Raw genomic sequence first — 22,612 nt, 5'->3', positions numbered from 1 at the left:
TTTCGCATGTACATGAGTCCTTATTTCCCAACGATCTCCCCAACTTTTTGAACAAGTTGTTGCCAATCGCCAAGTAGTGTAGTTGTTGCAGCAACTCCCTTTGCAGCTGAAGCGATATAGCTTTTTATGTTCTCCATTGCCTTTCTTATTCTGGGCAATTTGGGGTTGGGTGATTCCACCTGCTCTTGAATAGTCTCTAAATCGTCAGTCAAACTTTCTTTTTCATCTACTGGCAGCTCACTTGCCTGAATACTAGGCAACAACTTTTCAATCAGAGCCTTAATCTCCATTACGTCGTTATTAGTTAAATTTCCAGTATAAGTTATATCTCTTCCAGCTGTATTTACGTTCCCGTAGTTATTGCCAATGTTTTGATATATATTGCCCATAACCTTATCCCCCTCCAGAAGCATCATTTTCTTAGCCAATGCATCAACTACAAAATCAACCAAAGACTTGAACGCATTATCCAAAAAACCCCTGACTATGTCATCCCAGCTTCCTTTGCTGTGAATAAAGCTGTGCGCAACCCCTTTAACATCCTTATTTTCTGAGCACAAATACGACATATAATCATATTGGGCTTTCAAATGACTAGCCTCATCAACAGGAGGTTCTATATAGTTCCATCCGGAACCTTCTATTAGAAAACACTGCTTATAGTCGAACTCCACTCCTCTTATTCGATCCTGAATAATGCTGCTTATAACCGGAGTTGAATCGATATAGTTTTTGAAGCGTTTTAATTGAACCGTTGAAGTATCCGCATCACACATCAGCATGTTGCTTGAAACTCTTCTAAACTCTAAGCTCAAGAGCCTGTAGTCTTTGTACTCTTTGTACTCCGTTGTATTCACTATATATCCACCCCACAATAAGGACAGTAGACTTTCGAAACACCGGCACAATAAAGAACTTTCACATGTTGCTCGCAACAGCTGCAGGCAAAAACCTCTTCCGTTGTGTCACGATCTTTCAGTTCTTTAACGTCAACCGTCTTAAGCGGCTTAAAATCCATTTTAATGATCCCTTTGTTTGTGCTATTAATCTTACGAGCCATTTTACCAAAAGCATTATTTAATTGTTCAATAGCATAATTCATGGCTAATGCTTCAATTTTCTCAACAGTCTCTCTGGTGTAAAAGCTATCTTTGTCACTCGTTAGCCCGCAATATGGGCAAAATAATTCCATAACTGGCTTATCGTCGTGTTGTAATTCATCCGCTCTCACCTTAAATTCCGAACTGCAGAACGGGCATTCAAAAGTCACAAACCCATCACTATCGCCCTGGATTGTAAATGATAGAGTCACTTGGCTCACTCAAATCCCCTCCGAGTTCATTTCGTTTGCTTTACTATCAACCCTAATACTTTATACCTATTTTATCATCCCATTATTCTATTGTTAAGTCTTGTAAAAAGAACCAAGCACATAGATTGCTTGGTTCTTCTAGAGTCAAAATTTCAATGTCTCCAATTGGTTACCACTTGTATTGCTCCTCAATTTCTGGTATTAATTTCCAGTAAAGCCCGAACAAATTATGAACAACTAGGTCCCGAATGAACAAGCTGAGAGATAATTAAAAATAAGCCCGGTCGAGAATATAAGGACTTTCCTATACGTTACGATTTATCTGGCTTTACAAATAAACTAGACTTAAAATAAAATTGTAGACTAAAATGAGGGTGAAAAAAATGAAGCTGTTTATAGTGGGAAATGGGTTTGATATTAAGCATGGATTAGCGACGCAATATTGGGATTTCAGAACATTCTTAGAAAATATGTATCCTGAATTTCTGCATTCTTTTGAGCAGCATTATTCCATTTATCCAGGAATGGATAAAGCGGAAAAGCGTGAATTGCTGTGGAATCAGTTAGAAAAGAACCTCGCGAACATTGATGAAGAAATCATAATTGAAAACGCCATTAGTATTGACATGGGGTTGGAAAGTGGTGACGTCGGCATAGAAGATACATTGTATCAGTATTTTACAGACGAATATAAATACATTCAAAAGTTAGCAAAGTATCTACGTCAGTGGGTACGAACCATTAAAATCAAAGGTGTGCAACCTAAGACTACCTTAATAAAAAAAGAAAATGACGCATTTTATATCACGTTCAATTATACGGCTGTACTGGAAACGGTCTATAAAGTGAGCGCATATAAAATATTACATATACATGGGTCTTTACGACAACACGATGATGAACCTATATTGGGCCACGGCAATGAAGAGAGAATTCAAAAGGTCCAAGAAAAGCGTCAGGAGGCAGAAGGACTCTTTGCTGAAAAAGAAATTAGTATTTACAGAGCCGTACACGATTATTACAACCATACTTTCAAAAATATTAATTTATATATGCCTAAGCTGCGTCGCTTGGAAGGAAAAGAAGTCGATGAAATTTTTGTTATCGGGCACTCTATAGCTGGTGTTGACATTCCTTATTTCAAAAATATCGATGCGGTAACAATGCGAAAAGCCACGTGGAAAGTATACTATTACAGGGAAAGTGAAAAGCAAGAAATGTTAGGTTACTTGATAAACGACTGTGAAATAGACTCTGAACGCATTGAAATGTCACAATCAGATGAATTCTTTGATTTGTAATATCGGAGTTTTGATTCCCCGGCACTGGCATTAACGAATTATTGTCTTGTAGTCATAAGTCAATGAATCCAACAACCAACTAATAACATTGTTAAACTTCTTTCTAAGTTGTATTAATGTTTCCGCTGAGGGCTTAGTAATGTTCTTTTCTATTTCACTTAAACGTCCCTGAGATATACCTATGATTGCCGAAAATTCAACCTGACTCAACTCTCGTGCTTTTCTTATGTTTTTAATCTTATCTCCAATAGATGCCATCTCTTCACTCCTCAAAAAAAAGGTTGCCCTCATATATTTATGAAGGACAACCTTAGAAGTAATTTTTGTAGATCTTCCATTAGTGGTTCCACAGTTTTTTTACTGGTTCCATAGTTTTTTTACTAGTTCCATACTTTTTTATCATCAGACAATTGAACAATTTGGGAAATACTCCTACTCCACCGTCACGCTCTTCGCCAAATTCCTTGGCTTATCCACGTCGTTGCCCAGGGCCAGGGAAGCATGGTAGCTCAGCAGCTGGAGAGGAACGACCGACAGCGCAGGCGTCAGCAGCGGAAGCGTGCGAGGGATCGAGAACACCTCGTCGACCGACTTCATCACTTCTTCCTCGTAACCTGCATTAGCTACGCCGAGAACATGCGCGCCGCGAGCTTTGACTTCCTTGATGTTGCTCAGCGTCTTCTCATAAAGCTCTTCCTGCGTCACCAGAGCGATGACCGGAATGCCTTCCTCGATCAGCGCCAGCGTGCCGTGCTTCAGCTCGCCTGCCGGATAAGCCTCGGAGTGGATGTAGCTGATTTCTTTCAGCTTCAGCGATCCCTCTTGGGCTACGGCGAAGTCGAGGCCGCGTCCGATGAAGAACAGGTTAGCATGTTTCGACACGGATTCGGCGACATTCTTGAAGATGTCCGCTTGCTCCAGAATTTGCTCGACTTGCTCCGGCAACTTCTGCATGGCGGCGATGATCTCCGCTGCTTGCTCCGCCTCGACGGTGCCGCGCTCTTGCCCCAGGTACAGGCCAAGCAGGTAGAAGGCGATCAGCTGCGAGGAGTACGCTTTGGTCGAAGCGACCGCGATCTCCGGTCCCGCCCAGGTCGTGATGACATCATCCGCATCGCGGGCGATCGAGCTGCCGACTACGTTCGTGATCGTAAGCACGCGCGCACCGTTGCGCTTTGCTTCGCGAAGAGCGGCCAGCGTATCGGCCGTCTCCCCGGATTGGCTCACGACGATGACGAGCGTGTCAGGCGTGATGATCGGCGAACGATAGCGGTATTCGGAAGCGACATCGGTTTCCACCGGAATGCGGGCCAGGCTCTCGATGACGGTTTTGCCGACGAGACCGGCGTGGTAAGCCGTTCCGCAAGCGACGATATGCACGCGGGAGATGCCGCGGATCTGCTCCGTCGTCATGCTGATCTCCTTCTTGAGATCGACCGACTTGCCGTCTTCGCTGATGCGGCTCATCATCGTGTCGCGGTAAGCCTTCGGCTGCTCATGGATTTCCTTGAGCATGAAGTGGTCGAAACCGGCTTTTTCCGCGGTGACAAGATCCCAGTCGACATGGAATATTTCCTTGGAAATAATGTCGCCCGAAGTCGTCATCAGTTCGACACCGGAGCGCGTCAGAACAGCCATTTCGCCATCATTCAGAATGTACACGTTGCGCGTATATTCCAGAATGGCCGGAATATCGGAGCCGATAAAGTTCTCGTTCTCGCCGATGCCGATGACGAGCGGGCTCGCGAAACGCACTGCAACCAGCTTCTCCGGCTCGTATTCGGTCAGAACGCCGAGGGCGTAAGCGCCTCTCATGCGTTTCACGGCACGTTGCACCGCTGTGACGATATCGCCGTCGTACTCGTCTGCGATCAGATGGGAGATGACCTCGGTGTCGGTTTCCGACACGAAGGTATGACCTTTCGCTCCAAGCTCTTCCTTGAGATCCATATAGTTTTCGACAATGCCGTTATGCACGACCGAGAACTTCGACGAGTTGTCGGTATGCGGATGGGAGTTCACATCGGATGGCTTTCCGTGCGTCGCCCAGCGCGTATGTCCGATGCCGACGGAGCCTTGAATCGGCTCGCTGACGAGCTTTTCCTCCAGGTTCGCCAAGCGTCCCTTGGATTTGCGGATTTCCAGACCACTGTCCGTGAATACGGCGATGCCTGCGGAGTCATACCCGCGGTATTCCAATTTCTTGAGTCCTTCGATCAGAACTTCCTTCGAGTCACGATTGCCGATATAACCAACGATTCCACACATAGTGAAATAAACCTCCGTATGCGGCGCCGGCCGCCCGGTTGGATGCCATATGGACGCAGGCTTCCCCTGCGCCGATTCCGTTTTTGTCGAATCAGTGGTGGCGAGGCAGTCCCATAAGACGCCGATGACCTTAAGCAGCAGAGAACAGAACCCTGGATGTAGCCATCCTTGGCCTAGTATCCGCAGCAGCCCGATCCATCATGCGCTCGGCGCATGTTATTGACGGGCATCGCAAACCTTCAGAGCGGCAGACCCGTCCTGTAATAGTATGTTGCTTCTAAAAAATCTATAAGGTCCAAAAGCAAACCGGCTAAGCTGCCGGCAATGCCCTCTACGTTCCATTCCTGCATGGTGCCGTTCGTTTGTAAGACCGGTTGCCCGCGTCCTTTTGCGATAACGGCTGTCGATGTCATGCCCACCGGAAGGTCCCCGCCGAATGTTTCGAACACCTTCACCTCGTCAGCTTGCTTCGGGAATGCCTCAGGAATCCAAAGATCGCCGCTCCTCGCGAAGCCGCCCGGTCCCGCCGCTTTCTCGCCTAGATCTTCTATCCGGCGTCAACGACTGTGGATCGTGCCCGAATTGACCGGGCTATCCTATGCTCCCGCTCCGTGGCCGGGAGTCCTGCCGAAAATCGGCTTCCTTTTTTGCAAGCTCTGGCGCTTATATTGCCTGATCCAACCTCGATCCTCGCTTTCCTTCCGGAATCAAAACCAATACCCTATATCATATTCAATGCAGGCTTGAATTGCAACTGAATGGCGGACAAACCTTGCAGATAGAAGACATTAACCCGGGAAGCACCCGGGTTAACCGTCATCTGCTATTTTTTGAAAAGGCGGCCGTTCTTAGCCGAGCTCGGCTTTTACAACGGCAACGATCTGGTCGACGTAAGCCGCAACCTGATCCTTGTCCGGGCCTTCCGCCATGACGCGGATCAGAGACTCCGTCCCCGAAGGACGCACGAGTACACGCCCGTTGTCGCCCATCTCGCCTTCCACCTGCGCTACGGCAGCCAGAATCGCCTGATTGTCGTTGTACATCGACTTGTCGGCCACCCGCACGTTGATGAGCACCTGCGGGTATTTGCGCATCAGGCTGCGCAGTCCGCTCAGCTTGCCGCCCGACTTCACGAGCGCATCTGTCAGCTGCAGAGCGGTCAGGATGCCGTCTCCGGTCGTATTGTAGTCCAGGAAAATGACATGGCCGGACTGCTCGCCGCCCAGATTGAAGCCCCCGCGGCGCATCTCTTCCATGACGTAGCGATCGCCTACAGCTGTCTTGGATGTATTCAGGCCGAGGGATTCCGCCGCCTTGAAGAAGCCGATGTTGCTCATGACCGTCGTCACGACCGTGTCGTTCATGAGCTTGCCTTCGCGCTTCATGGCATCCCCCAGTATGCAGAGGATGAAGTCGCCGTCGACTTCCTCGCCGTTCTCGTCGATGGCGATCAAGCGGTCGGCGTCGCCGTCGAAGCTTAGGCCGAGATCCGCTCCGTGACGCAGCACTTCCTCGCGCAGGTATTCCGGATGGGTGGAGCCTACGCCTTCATTGATGTTGCGGCCGTCCGGCTCCGCTCCGACCGTGATGACCTCGGCGCCAAGCTCGCGGAACACCGCCGGAGCAAGCTCGTAAGCCGCTCCGTTGGCGCAGTCGAGGACAATTTTGAGCCCCTCGAAGCGGGAAGAGACGGTCGTCTTGAGGAAGTCGATGTACAGACGCTTCGCGTTCCCGTCATAACTCGCCGTGCCGATGTCTCCGCCGGTAGGACGAGGCAGCTCGTCCGTCTCGGCATCCATCAGGCGCTCGATCTCGTTTTCGGTCTCGTCCGACAGCTTGAAGCCGTCGCCGCCGAAAAACTTGATGCCATTGTCCTGCACCGGGTTATGGGAAGCCGAGATCATGACGCCGGCATCGGCCTTCAGCATCCGGGTGAGGTATGCGACAGCCGGAGTCGATACGACGCCAAGTCTTACAACGCTTGCTCCGATGGAGAGAAGGCCGGCGATGAGCGCCGACTCCAGCATCGGGCCGGAAATGCGGGTGTCGAGGCCGATGACGACGGTCGGCTTATGTGCTCCAGCTGTTAGTACGTAGCCGCCGCAGCGGCCGATTTTATATGCAAGCTCCGGCGTGAGTTCGCTGTTCGCTACCCCGCGAACCCCGTCGGTTCCGAAATATTTGCCCATAGTGAATGAAAAGCCCCTTTTTTGTAAGCTCCCTTTTAGCAAGCTTGTATGATAGAAATGATTGAGGAGAAGAATGGTATTCATTATAAAGGGTTTATCCCATTAAAACTATCGCAACCTTATGCCATGGAAAATAGCCCCGGAATTCATCATACGCAGACCGAGCCCAGTCGGGTTCCGAATTGCATGTCTGGAAAAACCCGGAAACCCAAGAAGGCTTGGATCAAGGCTGCTTCCCCGCTCCGGCCGCTGGCGCTATGCCAGCATTGCTCATGCAAGCGGGTATGTATGTTAGTTACGGCACATTTGCTGCTGGTACGTTAGTTACGGCACATTTGCTGCTGCATGTTGGTTGCGGTCGGTCAGCTTCTGGCACGCAGCTTCTAAAGGTTAGCTGATGATTTGTTGCTTTAAGTAGTTGCTATAGATTTGTTGCTATAGATTTGTTGCTATAGATTTGTTGCTATAGATTTGTTGCTATAGATTTGTTGCTATAGATTTGTTGCTTTACGCAGTTGCTATAGATTTGTTGCTTTACGCAGTTGCTATAGATTTGTTGCTGTACATTTGTTGCTGTACTTTGTTGCTATACACTTGTTGCTATTCATTTGTTGCATTATATTCCAAGCTGTGCGTTACTCGCTTGCGTTGGTCGCTTCACCCGCGTCTGCCGCTTAGCAGCGAGCAAGCAAGCATCACTAGCACTTCACGGGGAATTGCTCACTCCGCCGTCGGATGCATTGCCCTCCCCGGCAGCACCGTCTCCTGCCGGATCGTTCCCCTTGCCGCCATCATTGCCGGGCGAAGGGCTTGGCGAAGGGCTGGGCGAAGGAGACGGACTACTCTCGGGCAATCCCGAGGCAGGCTCGCTGGCAACAAGCTTGACGGTCACAAGCGGCGGCTCGCCGACAGCTTGGACACCGTTCGGCAGCGTCAACGCAAGGCGCACCTCATGGGCGCCTTCCGCGAGATTCGCCAGGCTGGCGACAGCGCGGATATCCGCAGCGGTCAGCCTGTCCAGTTCCTCCGGAGAGCCGCTTACCTGGATATCCACGGTTCCATCCCGGGGCGCCTCCAGCGCTGCATCCAGTCCCCTCGGCGTATTCTCGAATGTGACGGGTACCTGGAGCGTCTTCGTCCCCGAAGAAGACAACGTAACGGTTACGGTGACTTTGGACGGCTCGACCGCCTTCAGTCCTTCGGGCGGCAGCAGCTCCAGCTCGACATCGCCAGAGCTGCGGATCTGGCTGAGGTCCACATCAGCCGCCAGCTGGTTGACTTCCTCGAGAAGCCCTCTCGGGCCGTACAGCTTGACCATGCTCGACTTGGACTGGATTCCCTCCAGCGTAAGGCCGCCGGGCAGGCTGCTCTTATAACCGATCTGCAGAGGGACTTCCTTGCTTGGCATCGTCAGCGGAACCTCTACATCCAGAGTGCCGGGGTTCAGCGCCGCTCCTTTGATTTCGTTGCCCGATTTGTCGAACACGGAGATTTTGGCTTTCTTCTCATGCACGGGCGCATCTTCTCCATCTACATTGACGAAAACCTTGACGGAGCCGACGCGGGCAAGATCCTGAGCCGGCAGCGTGACCTCCACCGTGCTTCCCGGCTTGATGACAGGCGTTCCAAGCTCGTACCCTTCCGCTGGCTTGCCTTGCGTGACGACGCCAGCCTCGAACGTCCCCTTTTCCAGGCGGTCGATGACGACCTCCACCTGGCTCGGCGACAGCGTCACGAGTTCGATTCCCCTCGGCAGCTTGCCTACTGTCAGCGGAATGGTATATGTGCCCGGTCCCTTGCCTTCCAGGTTGACGCTGATGGAGTAATCGTCATTCGTCGTAAAGGCAAGCGCGGACCGGCTGCCCTTGACCATCATCTTGGCTACGCTCGGCTCCAGCAGCTTGAGTGAATAAGCCGATTCATCCAGTCCGGTCGTCTGGATTTTCACGACATCGACGCTTTGGGTCTCGGTTGTCGAGGCGACTGTATTGGGCGTCGATTCCGGATCGAAATGCACCACTGCCCAGAGCAGGATGCCGATGACGACCGAAAGGATCTTGATGGCCGTTGGATGGCTGAGCCATTTATCCATTGGCATCGCCTTCTTTCTTTTTGCGCAGGCTGAATCTGGACCTCTGCTTCGCTTTCATGGAGCTTTGCAGCGTCAACTCCTCGAACAGCTTGGAGATGAGAGACTCTTCCTTGATGTCCCGCACGATGATGCCGCCAACGGCAAGAGTAACCTGTCCCGTCTCTTCGGAGACGACGACGCATATCGCATCGGTCACTTCGCTGACGCCGATCGCGGCGCGGTGGCGGGTTCCGAGCTCCTTGCTGATGAAGGGATTCTCGGAGAGAGGCAAATAGCAGGCTGCCGCCGTGATTTGCGGCCCCCGGATGATGACCGCTCCGTCATGGAGCGGCGTGTTCGGAGTGAAGATATTGATGAGCAGCTCCGAGCTGATGCGCGATTCCATCTTGATGCCGGATTCGATCAGCTCCGTAAGGCCGGTCATGCGCTCGAATACGATGAGCGCTCCGATCCGACGCTTGGACATGAACTGTATCGCCTTGATCAGCTCGGTAATCCGCTCGTTGAGCTGATCCCGATCCGCCGACGAAGTCCGTGCGAACAGCTTGCCCCTCCCGAGCTGCTCCAGCGCCCGGCGCAGCTCCGGCTGGAAGATGACGAGCACCGTCACGACCCCGAAGGTGAACATTTGGTTCATGAGCCACTTCAAGGTGTACAGATCCAGCCAGGTGCTGATGGCCCAAGTCCCCACAAGCATGAAGATCCCTTTGATCAGCTGCACGGCCCGAGTGCCCCGTACCAGCAGAATTAGCTTGTATATGATATAACTGACGATGCCGATGTCGATCACGTTGCGGATCCAGCCCTGCCAAGTCATTTCCGTGAAAAATCCCATGTTCGATACCCCCGCCCGCTGCCTGCCGGATGTCTTTTTTTCTGTTGTCCGCAAGCTGACCCTGAGTGTTGTGCTAACCCTATTCTTTTCTAGTTAGCTTACCACAAATCCTTGTCAAGCAAAAAAAAAAGCTCCCTTGCGCAGGGAGCGTGGCCTGTAGCCTTCACGGAGTGCTTCCGAAAGTCTGGGTCACCTTGTACCAAAGCCGGTCCAGCAGCTGGTCGATCTTGCGTGTTTGACCGGCGATGTGAGCCGTGGAGGCCGTCAGCAGAGAGCCGTCCACAACCGTGACGCTGCCCTGCACGTCTCCCCGTACGTCGGCGATGCCGTTCTCGACCGTCAGGCTGCCCTTCAGATGGGCGCCTTCGGGAACGATGACCGTATGGCCGTCGATGACGACCTGTCTCAGATCGTCGCCGCGCACGATTAGCTCGGAACCGTTGTTGACGGCGGGCGCGAAGCTGGCCAGCATGACCAGCACGAATACAGCCGCTGCCGTCAAGGCAGGATGTCTGCGAATCCATCCCGTCCAATCTCTATGACGAGCCGGAGGGGGAATTTGTTTTAAAATTCTTTCGGCCAGCGCCGCCGAAGCCGCAGGCGCAAGCATCGGCTCCCTCGGTTCCGTCATGGCGGAGGAGAGAAGCGCCTCGGTCTTCTCGAGCTGTTCGAAGCGTGCCCGGCATCCCGGACAGGAAAGCAGATGCTCCTTCAGAACGACGGCGTCCTCGCGGGGCAGCTCGCCGTCTATATAGTCATGCATCCAAACGATGGCGACATTGCATTTCATGGCAGCCAGTCCTTTCTTCAGGGAACGGATCGTTTCCCGATGACTTTTGAAAAACGCGCTGATCGGCGCTCTACTTCATAGCTTACGTTGCGAGATCACGTTGTGTTTCGTTTTTTTGAGCCTGTTATGCTGAGCCCTGCGGCTTATAATTTGTGCTCAAGCTTCTTGCGGAGGAATTCCCTTCCCCTATGGACGCGGGTCTTGATCGTCGTGACCGGCATATCGAGCACATCGCTGATTTCCTGCAGCGACAAGTCCTCCAAGTAACGCAGCACCATGACGGATTTGTACTTTGGAGGCAGCGTATCGATCGCCGTGCGGATGATCCGCTGGGTCTCCGACAGCAGCACCTCGTCCTCGGGGGATGCATCCTCGCTGGCGAACATGGAATAGCCGTCCAGCCCGTCATGCTCCGGCACCTCCGCGTCCAGCGAGAAGCCCGGCTTGCGGCGGCGCAGCCGGTCGATGGCCAGATTGGTCGTAATCCGGTAGATCCAGGTCGAGAACTTCATCGACTCGTCATACCGCTCCATATTGCGGAACACCCTCAGGAACGTCTCCTGAACGGCATCCTCCGCTTCCTGGCGGTTGTACAGCATCCGGTAAGCCAAATGGTATAACTTGTCCTGATACATGCCAACCAGATCCGCGAACGCTCGCTGGTCTCCCTTGAGCGCGAGCCGGATCAGGTTGGCTTCGATGGATTTCACTGCATTCATTCCTCCAGACTTGCCGGACTTTCCTTGGCGGGAACCTTCTGAGCCAGCACGATGCCGGCCAGAATCGCCGCGATGCCTCCCAGCTGGAGAGCGCTGATCGTCTCTCCTCCGATCAGCCAGGCTGCCGCTGCCGCTACGGGCAGCTCCATGGCCCCCAGCAGCGCGGCGAGGCTGCTCCCTATGCGCGGAATCCCGATCGTGAACAGCAGAGTGGGGATGACTTGCCCGAGCAGCGCAAGCACGACCGCCCACAAGATGAGCCGGGGTTCGGCCGCTCCCGCCCATGCGCCTCTGCCGAACAGCGCCAGGACCAGTATAAATCCGAATGTGACCATAATAGCTGAAGCCGCGGCGGGATTGAGATCTCTCCGGAAACGTCCGGTTCCCGCCAAATACAGGCTGTAGGTGAACGCTGCGCCCAGTCCGCATAACAGCGGCATGACTGCGGCGTGCGGCCATGAAGCTCCGCCGATTCCAAGCGCGAGCGCCGTGCCGGCAGCAATGACCGCCACGCATCCCAGCCTTCCCCATCCCGGAAGACGGCGGTTCCAGATACTGTCTAGCGCAATCGTAATCCAGGTGAACTGAAAAAGCAAGACGATGGCAAAGGAGGCTTTCAGCCCTTGCAGGGCTTGATTGTACAGCACCGTCGTCATCGCCAGTCCCGCCGTGCCGATGAGCGCAAGCCCGGTCCATTGTCCCAATGACAGGCGGGGGCGCAAGGAAGCGCCGCGGCGCCCCCTTGCAGCTCCAGCCGCGATCCACAGCATCGCAGCCCCGGCAGCCAGCTGATGGACGACGACCTGGCTGAACGTGTACCCGAATCCATACACATGCTTGATGAGCGGCGACATCAATCCGTAGCTGGATGCCCCGAGCAGCACGAGCAGCACGGATGTCCAATAGCTCCCTCTTGCCAGTCTCCCCATAGCCTCTAGACGCCCCTTTCAAGCCGGGAAAGGCAGCAAGAAGGCCGCAATGCTCATAGCTTGAGCAGTGCGGCCGCTTGCTGCCTTTCCTTCAGATGAACAAGTCACCCTTGTGTAGATGCGAGTTGCTTGCCGTTCAGGTTGTCAGCCTGTATTGCGGAGGCCTGCGGCAATTCCGTTGATCGTGAGCAGCACTTCGCGCAGTAGATGGGCGTTGTCGCCCTCTTCCCGGCGCAGCTCCGTCAGCAGCTCGACTTGAAGGTAGCTGAGCGGATCGACGTAAGGATTGCGCAAGCGGATCGATTCCTGAATGACCGGAACGTTGTCCAGCAAGTCTTTTTGTCCCGTAATGTCGAGGATGAACTTCAACGTCAGATCATATTCCTCCTCCACGAGGCGGAAGATCCGGTCACGGACCTGTTCGTTCTGAATCATGCCGGCATATTCTCTTGCGATGATCAGATCGGCTTTGGCCATAGCCATTTGCAGGTTGTCGACAAGCGAGCGGAAGAACGGGAAGTCCTTGTACATCTCCTGAAGAGTCTGGAGCCGCTTCTCATCCGCTCCGGCATAACTCCGGAACGCGGTTCCGGCGGCGTACCAGGCCGGAAGCAGGTAACGGCTCTGCGTCCAGGCGAATACCCAAGGAATCGCGCGCAGATCCTCGAAGCGATCGCTGTTCTTGCGCTTGGACGGACGCGACCCGATGTTGAGCTCGCCCACTTCGGACAGCGGAGTCGTTCCCTTGAAGAACTCCATGAAGTCCGGATCCCGGAAAATGAGATCCTGGTATTTCCGCTGCGCCGTCTCGGAGATCTCCTTGGCGATTTCATCCCATTCCGGATTTTCAGGAGCCATCTGCTCCGGATGCATCGCCAGCCGCGCCGCGGTCAGCAGCGCCCAAGTCGCCTGCTCCAGACTGCGGTACGCGATCCCTTGCATGGAGTAGCGCGACGAGAGCACCTCGCCCTGCTCCGTGATCTTGATTCCGCCTCCGATCGTATGCGGAGGCTGAGCGAGAATGCTGCGGCCGAGCGGCATGCCGCCCCGGCCCAGCGCGCCGCCCCGGCCGTGGAAGAACTTGAGCTTGACGCCGTATTGCGAGCCCGTCTCCGTGATGTCGTTGAGGGCCATGCGCAGCTCCCAGTTGGCCGTTACGACACCGCCGTCCTTGTTGCTGTCGGAGTAGCCCAGCATGATCTCATGCTGGTTGCCTCTTGCCTCGACGGCTTTGCGGTAGAGCGGCAGCTCGAACAGCCTCTTCATGATGTCAGGCGCGGCATGCAGATCGTCGATCGTCTCGAAGAGCGGCACCGACTGGAGCGTGCATCGCACCGAGCCGTCCGCTTCCTTGCGGAAGAGGCCGACTTCCTTGGCGAATACCATGACCTCAAGCATGTCGCTGGCGCCTCGGGTCATGCTGATCAGATAGCTGGAGATGCAATCTGTCCCAAACTCCTGCTGGGCGCGGTAGACGGTCTGATAGACGTCGAGGCATTCGCGGGTTCCTTCGGAATATTCCAGATGGCCCGACGTAAGCGGACGAGGATCTTCCAGCAGCTTGGCGAGCAGCCCGATCTTCTCTTCTTCGCCCAGCGCCGCATAATCCTCGACGATATGCATCTTCGCAAGAACCTCCGCCATGGCGTTCTCATGCTCCTGGCTGTGCTGGCGGATGTCCAGAGCGGCCATATGGAAGCCGAACAGCTCCACCTGGCGGATGAGCTTGCGGACATGCGTATCGGCCGTATAATCCGCATAATGCGAACGCAGGCTGCGGTCGATGAGCAGCAGATCCTCCTTGAATTCATCCGGACTGCCGTAGCGCTTGGACGAGCCGCGAAGGGAATCGTCCCCTGTATTGACAAGCTTCTCGAGCATGTAGCTGAGCTTGATCTTGTACGGCTCCTTGGTGTTGCGCCATCTGTCGGCGCCGCGCAGCTCCACGCTCTGCTGATCCTTCGCGATGGAATCCATCAGCTCCGCCGGCACCTCCACGATGTTCGTGCTGAAGCTGAGAATCTCCATCCATTGCTTCAGGACGGTCTCGTACTTGCGGAGCGCGAGCTGCTTGTGCAGCGTCAGCGTCTCCCAGGTCACCTTGGCCTTGACGGAAGGGTTGCCGTCCCGGTCGCCGCCGATCCAGGAGCCGAATTTCAGGTAAGTCGGCACATGCCAATGCTCTTCCGGATAATACTTGTGAAGGCAGCGCTCCAGTTCCTCGTAGACGTTGGGAAGAACCTCGAACAGCGTTTCATCGAAATAGTAAAGGCCGTTGCGCACCTCGTCGATGACCGTCGGCTTGCGGTCGCGCAGCTCATCGGTTTGCCAAAGGATCAGCACTTCATTGAGCAGCCCTTCGCGAAGCTTCTCCCGCTCCCGGTAGGCCAGGTTCGGATTGTCCAGCTCCATCATGCCGACAGCGATCCGCTTGTGGATGTCCTGCACGACGCGGCGGGTCGCCTCCGTCGGATGCGCCGTCATGACGAGCTCGAGGGAGATGTCGTTCAGCATGGATTTCACGTCGTCGATGGAGATATGGCGCTCCTGCAGACCTTGGACAGCCGCTTCGATCGAGCCCGGCTGGACCGATTCTCCGGCTGAGCGCTCATAGTCCCGCTTGCGCCGGATCCGATGGTTCTGTTCCGCGATATTGACCAGCTGGAAATAGATCGCGAACGCGCGGACAACCTGATGGCGGATATCAGGGTCCAGCGTCGTAATCGTCTGTTTGAACTCATCATACAGCTCCGTGACGAATTCGGCGCGCAGCGCCTTGCTCATCTCGCGGATTCTCTCCACGACTTCCAGCAGCTCCTCGCCGCCCTGGTGAACGAGTACATCCCCTAGAATATTTCCCAAGAAACGGACGTCGCGGCGCAGCAGGTTATTGGATTGCGGGCGATTCGCCGTTTGGGCGGTTACAGCCTGTTCCGACATTCTGTTCCTCCTCCAGGTTCCTTGCCCAAGGCGGGCGGAACCGCATCGTTAGCGTAGAGTGCATGAAATGGCTGATTTTGCAAACACGGTAAGCGCGGCTGCTCTCCTGCTAGCCCCGCTCCGGTTACCGGTACGCTGAATAACAAGGCGTCGTATCGAGGCGTACGGCAGGTTCATGCCATTACCTCAAACCCTTGCTGCTCAAACGTCATGTACGGCCGGCCCTCTGGCCCGTCTTACCCGCTAACTGGTGCCTAAAATCACTTTAATCATCATACTACAAAACCTTTTGGGATAGAAGACTGTCGAAGCCAGTATTTTTTGGCGAGTCACAGCGGTGAAGCAGCGGCATCCAGCGGCGGAATCAAAGAAAAAAGCCTTGAGTGACTCAAGGCTTTTCGGCTTTGTTCCATATCGGCCGGCTGTCGTACCGGATCAGCTCGCTGACGGTAACGAACCGGTAACCCTGCTTCTTCAGGCTGGGGAGAATCTGTTTGAGCGCTTCGATTGTCTGCATGCTGTGCTCCACCCGGTCATGGAAAAGAATGATATCGCCGCTTCGCACGTTCCGCATGACTTTATTCACGATGGCGCTTGTGCCCGGCCGAGCCCAATCGCGCGTATCCTGATGCCATGACCAGAGGATCGTCATCATCCCTTCTTTTTTCATCGCTTGCAGCATCGGTTCGTTGTAGATGCCTCCCGGCGGCCGGAACAGCACCGGCTTGATGCCGGTAATGCCGGTCAGCACCGCCTGGCTGCGCTCCACTTCGCGGATCAGCTTATCCACTTGAGGCGGCTGCTTCATCAGATGGGTATAGGTGTGGTTAGCCACTTCATGGCCTTCCTCCGCCTCCCTCCTTACGACATCCGGATACTTCTCCGCATTTTTGCCGATGACGAAAAAAGTAGCCTTCGCTTCGTATTCCTTCAGTACGTCGAGGATGAGTGCGGTCTTTACCGGGTCAGGTCCGTCGTCGAAAGTCATCGCGATTACTTTTTGATCCGATTTCACTTCCCATAACGCCTGGCCCGTGGACTCGAAATAGTCTCTGCCCTTTTCCCCATAAGGCGCCGCGTACCCGGTACCGATAACCGCTGCTATGCCGAGCAGCATCCAGCGCGGCTTCTTCGCCGCACCGATAAATTTCTTCGTAGGCATCTTGCAACCCCCTTGCTTGGGCTAGGCAACCCAATTGTCATTCCGATTCAGGTTTCCCAAGGGGGGCGCAATCCATCCCAAAACCAACAATCAAAACAAAAAATCCCTGCCCGAGGGCAAGGATCCGATAGATTATGTATAGTATGGAGCGGGTGATGGGAATCGAACCCACGCTATCAGCTTGGAAGGCTGAAGTTCTACCATTGAACTACACCCGCAAACTAAATGGTCGGGATGACACGATTTGAACATGCGACCCCCTGGTCCCAAACCAGGTGCTCTACCAAGCTGAGCTACATCCCGATATTTAAATGGCGTGCCCGGAGAGATTCGAACTCCCGACCTTTTGATTCGTAGTCAAATGCTCTATCCAGCTGAGCTACGGGCACACACTATGGAGCGGAAGACGGGAATCGAACCCGCGACCCTCGCCTTGGCAAGGCGATGCTCTACCGCTGAGCCACTTCCGCTTGTTGTCATCGCTTTTGTTCAGCGCGACAAGTAATAATATATCAGCTTGCCCAAAGGAATGCAAGTGTTTTTTTGAAATTGTTTTACGCTCTTTTAAACCTTCTGCATCTCCCGGATTTCCTGTAACATTTTGCCTCGTTCGGAAGCTTTGAGCCTTGGACAAGTATAGCAGTATTTGGCGAAGTCCGTCATGTACGCCAGGCAGCATGAAGCCCGCATCATGCTCTGCTCTCCGGGCTTATACGGATTGTCCACGAATCTCATCGGAATGGCCAGCGGATTGCGGGCCAAGCCTACCTTCTCGCCGGACATTTCAGCCAGCACGTAACGGAAGTCCGATTCCAAGGACATGAATTCATTTTCTTCGGGCGAGTCTGCAAGCAATGTCGCCTTGGTATAGTTCAAATTCGTCGCCATGAGCCGCCACAGGTCGTTCTGGCGAACGCCGGACACATCAGCGAAGGTTCGGAAAATCGGTGCGATCAGCTCTCCGTATAAACGGTCCATGACGGTCTCCGGGTCTATAGCCGAGCCGTCGCCTTCCACGGTGACAAGCGTGGCGGAAGAAGGCATGAAGCCGATGGAAGCGTATGCTCCCGGTTTGGACAGCACGACGGTCCAATCCTGCGGATCCACCGACAGGCAGCCGCTGCGGCTGGCCAGAAGCCAGTGCACCGCGCCTGTGAGGCTTCTCGCCCAGGAACAGAAGTATGTAGCCGAAGGCTGGATCGATGTGGACGGAAGCAGGCCCGCATACAGCTCCAGGAACCGGGAAGCCGTGTCTGGCCGCGCCAGCTCCTCTGCGGTAGCCGTCATATGAATTCCATCGGGAAGCTCCCACAGCAGTCCATGCTTGTCTGAGAGCTTCTGCTTGATATCTGCGTTCATGGCTTATCCCTCGATTCCTAAAACTCCGTTTCCTAGGTGTTCTAGCGGCTCGAAACAGCCGCCTGCAGCATCTGCTGCGGCTACGATACCAAGGCTGCTGCCGATTCCCTGCGCTCTTCTTTTGGCGCCAAAGCATAGGGTAGGCACAGAGGCACTCCTGTACGCGGATCCGATACGATATCCGCTTCTATGCCGAATACATCCCTCATCACGGCAGGCGTCATGACTTCAGCCGGCGCGCCCTCAGCCAGAACTCGGCCTGATTTGATCGCGATCATATGATGGGCGAAACGCGAGGCATGGTTCAAGTCGTGGACGACCATGACAATCGTCCGCTTCGCCTTCTCGTTCAGCTCTTCAAGAAGCTGCAGAACGTCGAGCTGATGAGCCATATCAAGGAATGTCGTCGGCTCGTCGAGGAAGAGAATGTCCGTCTCCTGCGCCAGCGCCATGGCAATCCATCCCCGCTGCCGCTGTCCGCCCGACAGCTGGTCCACAGGACGATCCGCGAACTCCGTCATGCTCGTCGCCTGAAGCGCCCAGTCCACGATCTCGCGGTCTTCCTTGCGCATGGAGGCAAATCCCTTCTGATAAGGGAAGCGGCCGTAGGAGACAAGCTCCTGCACCGTCAGCCCGTCGGGAGCCGTCGGGTTCTGAGGCAGAATCGCCAATTCCTTGGCGACTTCCTTGGTGGCCTGCTTATGAATGGACTTTCCGTCAAGCAGCACCTGTCCGTTTTGAGGAGACATCAGGCGAGCCATCGTCTTCAGAATCGTCGACTTGCCGGAGCCGTTGGACCCTACCAGGGCCGTGATTTTCCCCTGAGGTATGCTCAGGTTGAGATCACGGACGATCTGTCTCTTTTCATAGGCTATATCCAGCTGGCTGGTCGTCAATCGAACCATGGCTGCAAGCTCCTCTCTGCTTGGACGGATCGCTGCGACCCGATTATTTGATAACGATTATCATTATACAATATATGATAACGGTTCTCAATTGAATTGTCAAAAGAATTATCGATTTCAGCCGCCCGGGACGGTTCAGAGTTATATTCGGGAAAAACAAAAAAACCTTGATTTCTCAAGGTTTTGTGGATGCGCGTAGAGGGACTTGAACCCCCACGCCGAAGGCGCCAGATCCTAAGTCTGGTGCGTCTGCCAATTCCGCCATACGCGCAAAATAAAAAAAAGTGAGCCATGAAGGACTCGAACCTTCGACACCCTGATTAAAAGTCAGGTGCTCTACCAACTGAGCTAATGGCTCGCAAATGGCTGGGGATTCAGGGATCGAACCTGAGAATGACGGAGTCAAAGTCCGTTGCCTTACCGCTTGGCTAATCCCCAACAGGCATATGGTGGAAGCTGAGGGGATCGAACCCCCGACCCTCTGCTTGTAAGGCAGATGCTCTCCCAGCTGAGCTAAGCTTCCTCAATAATTTGCCCAATGAACCATTTACTATGTAAAAACAAAAAAATGGTGACCCGTAGGGGATTCGAACCCCTGTTACCTCCGTGAAAGGGAGGTGTCTTAACCCCTTGACCAACGGGCCACGATTGTGGAGCTCTCAACCGGGATCGAACCGGTGACCTCATCCTTACCATGGATGCACTCTACCTACTGAGCTATGAGAGCAAATGGCTCCCCGAACAGGACTCGAACCTGTGACAACTCGATTAACAGTCGAGTGCTCTACCAACTGAGCTATCAGGGAATATGCGGTTTGCATTCAAAGCTTGCGCCTTGAAAACTGGATCGAACGAATATCATGGATGCTGAGTCCATTTGCTTTTTCTTACATGGCTAGCGAATCGTATTCGGATTCATTCTCGCCATGTCTCGCTCACGGTCATCGTCTTGCGACGATCTCCCGTGATGCTTGATCCATAGGATAAGCCCTCGACCGATTAGTATTCGTCAGCTGCACGCATTGCTGCGCTTCCACCCCGAACCTATCAACCTGGTCGTCTACCAGGGGTCTTACATACTGGGAAATCTCATCTTGAGGGGGGCTTCGCGCTTAGATGCTTTCAGCGCTTATCCCGTCCGTACGTAGCTACCCAGCGGTGCTCCTGGCGGAACAACTGGTACACCAGCGGTACGTCCATCCCGGTCCTCTCGTACTAAGGACAGCTCCTCTCAAATTTCCTGCGCCCACGACAGATAGGGACCGAACTGTCTCACGACGTTCTGAACCCAGCTCGCGTACCGCTTTAATGGGCGAACAGCCCAACCCTTGGGACCTACTTCAGCCCCAGGATGCGATGAGCCGACATCGAGGTGCCAAACCTCCCCGTCGATGTGGACTCTTGGGGGAGATAAGCCTGTTATCCCCAGGGTAGCTTTTATCCGTTGAGCGATGGCCCTTCCATTCGGTACCACCGGATCACTAAGCCCGACTTTCGTCCCTGCTCGACTTGTAGGTCTCGCAGTCAAGCTCCCTTATGCCTTTGCACGCTGCGAATGATTTCCAACCATTCTGAGGGAACCTTTGGGCGCCTCCGTTACATTTTAGGAGGCGACCGCCCCAGTCAAACTGCCCGCCTGACACGGTCCCTGTACCGGCTTCACGGTACCAGGTTAGAACTCCGATACGATCAGGGTGGTATCCCAACGGTGCCTCCACCGAAGCTGGCGCTCCGGCTTCTAAGGCTCCCACCTATCCTGTACAGATCGTACCAAAGTCCAATATCAAGCTGCAGTAAAGCTCCATGGGGTCTTTCCGTCTTGTCGCGGGTAACCTGCATCTTCACAGGTATTAAAATTTCACCGGATCTCTCGTTGAGACAGCGCCCAAGTCGTTACGCCATTCGTGCGGGTCAGAATTTACCTGACAAGGAATTTCGCTACCTTAGGACCGTTATAGTTACGGCCGCCGTTTACTGGGGCTTCGGTTCACAGCTTCGGGTTGCCCCTAACCGCTCCCCTTAACCTTCCAGCACCGGGCAGGCGTCAGCCCGTATACTTCGCCTTACGGCTTCGCACAGACCTGTGTTTTTGCTAAACAGTCGCTTGGGCCTTTTCACTGCGGCCCCCTCGGGCTATTCACCCTACCGAGGCACCCCTTCTCCCGAAGTTACGGGGTCATGTTGCCGAGTTCCTTAACGAGAGTTACTCCGCGCGCCTTAGCATGCTCTGCTCGCCTACCTGTGTCGGTTTGCGGTACGGGCACCTTCGCCTGGCTAGAAGCTTTTCTTGGCAGCTGGAGATCATGACCTTCGGTACTAAAGTTTCCCTCCCCATCACAGCCCAGCCTTACGGTTTGCGGATTTGCCAACAAACCAGCCTCACTGCTTGGACGGACACATCCATCGGTCCGCGTCACTACCCTTCTGCGTCACTCCATTGCTCGTAACGGCTTGCGGTGGTACAGGAATATCAACCTGTTGTCCTTCGACTACGCCTTTCGGCCTCGCCTTAGGTCCCGACTTACCCTGAGCGGACGAACCTTCCTCAGGAACCCTTAGGCTTACGGCGGATCAGATTCTCACTGATCTTTTCGTTACTCATACCGGCATTCTCACTTGTGTACTGTCCACCAGTCCTTACGGTCTGACTTCAACCTATACACAACGCTCCCCTACCCAAGTACCAAAAGGTACATGCCATAGCTTCGGTGGTGTGTTTAGCCCCGTTACATTTTCGGCGCAGAGTCACTCGACCAGTGAGCTATTACGCACTCTTTAAATGGTGGCTGCTTCTAAGCCAACATCCTGGTTGTCTGGGCAACTCCACATCCTTTCCCACTTAACACACACTTGGGGACCTTAGCTGATGATCTGGGCTGTTTCCCTCTTGACGATGGATCTTAGCACTCACCGTCTGACTCCCGGTTATACATGACTGGCATTCGGAGTTTGACTGGACTTGGTAACCCTTGGCGGGCCCCGCACCCAATCAGTGCTCTACCTCCAGCATGCTCAACACCGAGGCTAGCCCTAAAGCTATTTCGGGGAGAACCAGCTATTTCCGAGTTCGATTGGAATTTCTCCGCTACCCCCACCTCATCCCCGAATTTTTCAACATTCGTGGGTTCGGGCCTCCAGTGCGTGTTACCGCACCTTCACCCTGGACAGGGGTAGATCACACGGTTTCGGGTCTACACCCACGTACTATGGCGCCCTATTCAGACTCGCTTTCGCTGCGGCTCCGTCTTCCCGACTTAACCTTGCACGTGAACGTAACTCGCCGGTTCATTCTACAAAAGGCACGCCATCACCCATATAGAGGGCTCTGACTTCTTGTAAGCGCACGGTTTCAGGTTCTATTTCACTCCGCTCCCGCGGTGCTTTTCACCTTTCCCTCACGGTACTGCTTCACTATCGGTCGCCAGAGAGTATTTAGCCTTGGCAGATGGTCCTGCCGGATTCCCACGAGGTTTCACGTGTCTCGCGGTACTCGGGATCCGTCTCGGAGGGAATGAACTTTTGGGTACAGGGCTTTTACCTCTTGTAGCGGGCCTTTCCAGACCTCTTCGCCTAACCCATTCCTTTGTAACTCCATGTGAGACGTCCCACAACCCCAGGAGGCAAGCCTCCTGGTTTGGGCTAATCCGCGTTCGCTCGCCGCTACTGACGGAATCACTATTGTTTTCTCTTCCTCAGGGTACTTAGATGTTTCAGTTCCCCTGGTATGCCTCACGCAGAGCTATGTATTCACTCTGCAGTAACTGGACATTACTCCAGCTGGGTTTCCCCATTCGGAAATCCCCGGATCAAC

General features: G+C 54.0%; 15 protein-coding genes, 11 tRNA genes and 1 rRNA gene (1 of these 27 only partly in view). 1 reads left to right on the top strand and 26 read right to left on the bottom strand.

Annotated features, from left to right (window positions below):
* Positions 1–20 precede the first annotated feature (20 nt).
* Both AC06G8_RS03295 and AC06G8_RS03290 read right to left on the bottom strand, forming a co-directional pair.
* The gene (locus AC06G8_RS03295) at positions 21–857 is read right to left on the bottom strand and encodes a hypothetical protein (protein ID WP_480284354.1); all 837 of its coding nucleotides are present in this window, start codon (positions 855–857) and stop codon (positions 21–23) included.
* Positions 857–1,321 carry a hypothetical protein gene (locus AC06G8_RS03290; protein ID WP_480284353.1) on the bottom strand — a complete coding sequence of 155 codons (465 nt, stop codon included), beginning with the start codon at positions 1,319–1,321 and terminating at the stop codon, positions 857–859. Before AC06G8_RS03290 ends, AC06G8_RS03295 begins: the two co-directional genes overlap by 1 nt.
* A gap of 374 nt (positions 1,322–1,695) precedes the next feature.
* Here AC06G8_RS03290 and AC06G8_RS03285 point away from each other — a divergent pair, with 374 nt between their 5' ends.
* Positions 1,696–2,613, top strand: coding sequence for a bacteriophage abortive infection AbiH family protein (locus AC06G8_RS03285; protein ID WP_480284352.1), 918 nt, complete (start codon positions 1,696–1,698; stop codon positions 2,611–2,613).
* Between the two features lie 30 nt (positions 2,614–2,643).
* Here the strand turns inward: AC06G8_RS03285 and AC06G8_RS03280 are convergent, their stop codons facing one another.
* From AC06G8_RS03280 to AC06G8_RS03165, 24 genes are all read right to left on the bottom strand, one after another.
* On the bottom strand, positions 2,644–2,871 hold the full coding sequence (locus AC06G8_RS03280) for a helix-turn-helix domain-containing protein (protein ID WP_480284351.1): 228 nt from the start codon (positions 2,869–2,871) through the stop codon (positions 2,644–2,646).
* A gap of 174 nt (positions 2,872–3,045) precedes the next feature.
* Complete coding sequence (gene glmS / locus AC06G8_RS03275) at positions 3,046–4,881, bottom strand: glutamine--fructose-6-phosphate transaminase (isomerizing) (RefSeq protein WP_480284350.1); 1,836 nt, start codon at positions 4,879–4,881, stop codon at positions 3,046–3,048.
* An 848-nt stretch (positions 4,882–5,729) separates the two neighbouring features.
* On the bottom strand, positions 5,730–7,070 hold the full coding sequence (glmM, locus tag AC06G8_RS03270; RefSeq protein ID WP_480284349.1) for a phosphoglucosamine mutase: 1,341 nt from the start codon (positions 7,068–7,070) through the stop codon (positions 5,730–5,732).
* 706 nt (positions 7,071–7,776) lie between these two features.
* Positions 7,777–9,162, bottom strand: coding sequence for a CdaR family protein (locus AC06G8_RS03265; RefSeq protein ID WP_480284348.1), 1,386 nt, complete (start codon positions 9,160–9,162; stop codon positions 7,777–7,779).
* A complete protein-coding gene (cdaA, locus tag AC06G8_RS03260) occupies positions 9,155–9,997 on the bottom strand; it encodes a diadenylate cyclase CdaA (RefSeq protein WP_447662277.1) in 843 nt (280 codons plus the stop codon). The genes AC06G8_RS03265 and cdaA overlap by 8 nt, the downstream gene beginning before the upstream one ends.
* 163 nt (positions 9,998–10,160) lie before the next feature.
* Positions 10,161–10,787: a zf-HC2 domain-containing protein gene (locus AC06G8_RS03255; protein WP_480284347.1), complete on the bottom strand. Its 627-nt coding sequence runs from the start codon at positions 10,785–10,787 to the stop codon at positions 10,161–10,163.
* Positions 10,788–10,930: 143 nt separating this feature from the next.
* Positions 10,931–11,506, bottom strand: coding sequence for an RNA polymerase sigma factor SigW (gene sigW, locus AC06G8_RS03250; protein ID WP_447662275.1), 576 nt, complete (start codon positions 11,504–11,506; stop codon positions 10,931–10,933).
* Positions 11,503–12,435 carry an EamA family transporter gene (locus AC06G8_RS03245; RefSeq protein WP_480284346.1) on the bottom strand — a complete coding sequence of 311 codons (933 nt, stop codon included), beginning with the start codon at positions 12,433–12,435 and terminating at the stop codon, positions 11,503–11,505. Before AC06G8_RS03245 ends, sigW begins: the two co-directional genes overlap by 4 nt.
* A 144-nt stretch (positions 12,436–12,579) precedes the next feature.
* Entirely contained in the window at positions 12,580–15,375 is a 2,796-nt protein-coding gene (gene ppc / locus AC06G8_RS03240; protein ID WP_480284345.1) for a phosphoenolpyruvate carboxylase, read from the bottom strand.
* 388 nt (positions 15,376–15,763) lie between these two features.
* On the bottom strand, positions 15,764–16,537 hold the full coding sequence (locus tag AC06G8_RS03235) for a polysaccharide deacetylase family protein (RefSeq protein WP_480284344.1): 774 nt from the start codon (positions 16,535–16,537) through the stop codon (positions 15,764–15,766).
* A 144-nt stretch (positions 16,538–16,681) separates the two neighbouring features.
* Positions 16,682–16,755, bottom strand: a tRNA-Gly gene (locus AC06G8_RS03230).
* Between the two features lie 8 nt (positions 16,756–16,763).
* Positions 16,764–16,840, bottom strand: a tRNA-Pro gene (locus AC06G8_RS03225).
* Positions 16,841–16,849: 9 nt separating this feature from the next.
* Positions 16,850–16,926 (bottom strand) — tRNA-Arg (locus AC06G8_RS03220).
* A gap of 6 nt (positions 16,927–16,932) precedes the next feature.
* A tRNA-Gly gene (locus tag AC06G8_RS03215) sits at positions 16,933–17,007 on the bottom strand.
* A 94-nt stretch (positions 17,008–17,101) separates the two neighbouring features.
* On the bottom strand, positions 17,102–17,896 hold the full coding sequence (locus AC06G8_RS03210) for a (2Fe-2S)-binding protein (protein WP_480284343.1): 795 nt from the start codon (positions 17,894–17,896) through the stop codon (positions 17,102–17,104).
* Between the two features lie 80 nt (positions 17,897–17,976).
* Entirely contained in the window at positions 17,977–18,801 is an 825-nt protein-coding gene (locus AC06G8_RS03205; RefSeq protein WP_447662270.1) for an ABC transporter ATP-binding protein, read from the bottom strand.
* A gap of 190 nt (positions 18,802–18,991) precedes the next feature.
* Positions 18,992–19,072, bottom strand: a tRNA-Leu gene (locus AC06G8_RS03200).
* A 14-nt stretch (positions 19,073–19,086) separates the two neighbouring features.
* Positions 19,087–19,159 (bottom strand) — tRNA-Lys (locus tag AC06G8_RS03195).
* 5 nt (positions 19,160–19,164) lie between these two features.
* Positions 19,165–19,239: transfer RNA gene (locus tag AC06G8_RS03190), tRNA-Gln, on the bottom strand.
* A gap of 9 nt (positions 19,240–19,248) precedes the next feature.
* Positions 19,249–19,324, bottom strand: a tRNA-Val gene (locus AC06G8_RS03185).
* Positions 19,325–19,370: 46 nt separating this feature from the next.
* Positions 19,371–19,445 (bottom strand) — tRNA-Glu (locus AC06G8_RS03180).
* A gap of 7 nt (positions 19,446–19,452) precedes the next feature.
* Positions 19,453–19,528: transfer RNA gene (locus tag AC06G8_RS03175), tRNA-Thr, on the bottom strand.
* A gap of 3 nt (positions 19,529–19,531) precedes the next feature.
* Positions 19,532–19,607: transfer RNA gene (locus AC06G8_RS03170), tRNA-Asn, on the bottom strand.
* A 173-nt stretch (positions 19,608–19,780) separates the two neighbouring features.
* Positions 19,781–22,612 (bottom strand): 23S ribosomal RNA (locus AC06G8_RS03165) (it continues 97 nt past the right edge of the window).

Source organism: Paenibacillus sp. SJS-P3 (assembly GCF_056711585.1).
Note: the sequence above shows the minus strand (reverse complement) of the source record. Positions and strands in the feature narration are given on the sequence as shown.

Coding starts and splice junctions, on each gene's coding strand:
- AC06G8_RS03285 (WP_480284352.1), top strand. CDS start 1,696: ATGAAGCTGTTTATAGTGGGAAATGGGTTTGATATTAAGCATGGATTA.
- AC06G8_RS03280 (WP_480284351.1), bottom strand. CDS start 2,871: ATGGCATCTATTGGAGATAAGATTAAAAACATAAGAAAAGCACGAGAG.
- glmS (WP_480284350.1), bottom strand. CDS start 4,881: ATGTGTGGAATCGTTGGTTATATCGGCAATCGTGACTCGAAGGAAGTT.
- glmM (WP_480284349.1), bottom strand. CDS start 7,070: ATGGGCAAATATTTCGGAACCGACGGGGTTCGCGGGGTAGCGAACAGC.
- AC06G8_RS03265 (WP_480284348.1), bottom strand. CDS start 9,162: ATGGATAAATGGCTCAGCCATCCAACGGCCATCAAGATCCTTTCGGTC.
- cdaA (WP_447662277.1), bottom strand. CDS start 9,997: ATGGGATTTTTCACGGAAATGACTTGGCAGGGCTGGATCCGCAACGTG.
- AC06G8_RS03255 (WP_480284347.1), bottom strand. CDS start 10,787: ATGAAATGCAATGTCGCCATCGTTTGGATGCATGACTATATAGACGGC.
- sigW (WP_447662275.1), bottom strand. CDS start 11,506: ATGAATGCAGTGAAATCCATCGAAGCCAACCTGATCCGGCTCGCGCTC.
- AC06G8_RS03245 (WP_480284346.1), bottom strand. CDS start 12,435: ATGGGGAGACTGGCAAGAGGGAGCTATTGGACATCCGTGCTGCTCGTG.
- ppc (WP_480284345.1), bottom strand. CDS start 15,375: ATGTCGGAACAGGCTGTAACCGCCCAAACGGCGAATCGCCCGCAATCC.
- AC06G8_RS03235 (WP_480284344.1), bottom strand. CDS start 16,537: ATGCCTACGAAGAAATTTATCGGTGCGGCGAAGAAGCCGCGCTGGATG.
- AC06G8_RS03210 (WP_480284343.1), bottom strand. CDS start 17,896: ATGAACGCAGATATCAAGCAGAAGCTCTCAGACAAGCATGGACTGCTG.
- AC06G8_RS03205 (WP_447662270.1), bottom strand. CDS start 18,801: ATGGTTCGATTGACGACCAGCCAGCTGGATATAGCCTATGAAAAGAGA.